A 2,788-nucleotide genomic window follows, 5' to 3' on the forward strand; every position below is an offset into this window, starting at 1 on the left:
GAAAACGCCGCAGCACCTCATCAATGCCATCCAACAAATCGGAACGCACCATACTCACTTCATCAATTACCAGCAGGTCGAGCGTGCGGATGATATCAATCTTTTGACGACTGTAGCGATGAATATTTCGTCCCTCCGGTCCATTCCCTCCGGCCGCCCCGGGAACAATGGGGCCAAAAGGCAACTGGAAAAAAGAATGAATAGTCACCCCTCCTGCATTGATAGCCGCCACACCGGTAGGTGCAACAACCACCAAACGCTTGGGAAGACTGGTCTTCAGATTATGCAGAAAAGTGGTTTTTCCGGTTCCGGCCTTTCCGGTCAGAAAAACATTTCGTCGGGTAAATTCAACGAATTCGCGTGCCAGGTTGAGTTCAGGGTTGGTTTGAAAATCCATTACATTACGCTTTTTGTAGTTGCAAACATCAAAAATATGCTTTAAGAGGGGGAATTGCAAATAACTCCCATCTTCGTCACCTCACTTGAAACCAGCAATTAACCGTCTTTGCAAGCATAATAAAGTTAACTAACCGGCCATCCATTCAACAAAATAGCAAATTCAGTTTATTTTAGTTAAAATTCTCTCTATTTTTGTGCTTACAAGTTTTGCTAACCCGCAAAGGCTTTAATCAACCTCCCTTGCCCAAAATCAATTCACAATTATTCTATTGATTAACATCATCAAAATAACACCCCTAATGAAGAAACCCATATTACTAATACTCTCTGGTCTGGCATTGCTTGCCGGCTGTTCTGAAAAAACCAAACAAGAAATGCGACCTACATTTAAACCTGAAAACGTTAAGGTTGAAAACGGCATCATGACCCCCGAAGTTCTGTGGTCAATGGGCCGTATCGGCAATGTTAATGTATCCCCCGACCATCAGAAAGTGCTTTTTACTGTCACTTATCCCGACATCGAAAACAACAGCTTCAACACCGACCTTATCGTGATGAATGCTGATGGAACCAACCGCGAAAGAATCAACACCCAATTTAAAAACAACTGGTCACTGTCTTTATCTTTTGGTGGAAAAAAGAAAAATGTTGAAGTCGAAAAAAAGGCCAACAGAAACAAGATATCAGCAGTCAACTGGCGTCCGGACGGTAAAAAAATAACATTCTTGTCGGAATACAATGGCGACCGCCAATTGTATGAAATGTCACCCAACGGAAAAGAGGTCGTTCAGATTACGGATATCCCCAAAGGAATAAGCAATTACAAGTACTCGCCCGACATGGAAAACCTCCTTTTCATTAAAGAGGTTAAGCTGGACGAAACACCCGCAGACATGTATCCCGACCTGCCGAAAATCAATGCCCGCATAGAGGACGACTTGATGTACCGCCACTGGGACAGTTGGGACGACTATCAATACAGCCATATTTTTGTTGCTCCCTATCAGGCAGAGAAATCCATTACCGAGGGCGTTGACATTTTGAAAGATGAGCGCTTCGACACACCTCTCCAACCCTTTGGGGGAATGGAGCAAATTACCTGGACACCTGACGGAAGAAAAATTGCATACACCTGTAAGAAACTGGCCGGGATGGATTATGCCCTTTCGACCAACTCGGATATTTACCTCTACGACCTGGAGAAAAAGACGACCATTAACCTGACAGAGGATAACCCCGGGTATGACAAAAATCCTGTATTCTCGCCCGACGGATTGCGCATTGCATGGGAATCGATGCCCCGTGACGGTTACGAAGCCGACAAGAACCGATTAATGGTTAAAGACCTGGAGTCGGGTCAGGTTATAGATTACACCGCCAACTTCGACCAGGATATTCATTCACCTGCCTGGAACCTGATGGGCGATGCCCTTTTCTTTATCAGTAACCGCCATGCCACGGAAGATATCTATCGCATCAATCTGCCGGGTGGTGACATTCACAAAATCACAGACGGAAAGAACAATTTCACCTCGGTAATCCCCGTTGGAGGACAACTCATTACCACCCGCATGAGTATGAGTGCCCCTACCGATATTTTTGCGGTGAATCCGGTTGATGGTTCCGCTCAGAATATTTCCTCCATAAACCAGCCCATACTGAACCAAATTAATATGGGAAAAGTAGAAAAACGCTGGATTGCAACTTCTGACAACAAAGAAATGCTCACATGGGTCATTTACCCACCCAATTTTGACCCGGAGAAAAAATACCCAACACTTCTCTATTGCCAGGGAGGGCCCCAAAGTAGTGTAAGCCAATTTTGGAGCTATCGGTGGAATTTTCAGATGATGGCTGCCAATGATTACATCGTAGTGGCTCCAAACCGCCGTGGTCTGCCCGGTTTTGGCAGAGAATGGAACGAGCAAATAAGCGGCGACTACGGCGGACAAAACATGCAGGATTACTTCAGCGCCATCGACACCATGGCCAAGGAACCCTATGTGGATAACGAAAATCTGGGCGCTGTAGGTGCCAGCTACGGCGGATACTCGGTTTACTGGCTGGCAGGAAACCACGACAAACGATTCAGTGCTTTCATCTCCCATTGCGGGGTATTCAACCAGGAAATGATGTACACCACCACCGAGGAGATGTTTTTTGTCAACTGGGACTTGAAAAAACCTTATTGGGAAATGCCTGAAAAACATTACGACTTCTCTCCACACCTATTTGTGGAAAAATGGGACACCCCACTGCTGGTTATTCATGGGGGCAAAGACTTCCGTATTCCATACACCCAGGGAATGGCAGCCTTTAATGCCGCGAAACTAAGAGGTATTCCTTCCCGATTCCTATTCTTCCCCGAGGAAAGTCACTGGGTGCTAAC

General features: G+C 45.8%; 2 protein-coding genes. One reads left to right on the top strand and one right to left on the bottom strand.

Features of this window, described 5'->3' with window-relative positions:
• The coding region (locus tag QZZ43_RS11395; RefSeq protein ID WP_291859241.1) for an AAA family ATPase at positions 1-397 on the bottom strand (397 nt) is incomplete at its 3' end.
• A 301-nt stretch (positions 398-698) separates the two neighbouring features.
• Between QZZ43_RS11395 and QZZ43_RS11400 the strand changes: the two genes are divergently transcribed.
• Positions 699-2,788, top strand: a 2,090-nt coding sequence (locus QZZ43_RS11400; RefSeq protein ID WP_291859244.1) for a S9 family peptidase, incomplete at its 3' end; no start/stop codon positions are given.

Source organism: Marinilabilia sp., from assembly GCF_016278715.1.
GTDB lineage: Bacteria > Bacteroidota > Bacteroidia > Bacteroidales > Marinilabiliaceae > Marinilabilia.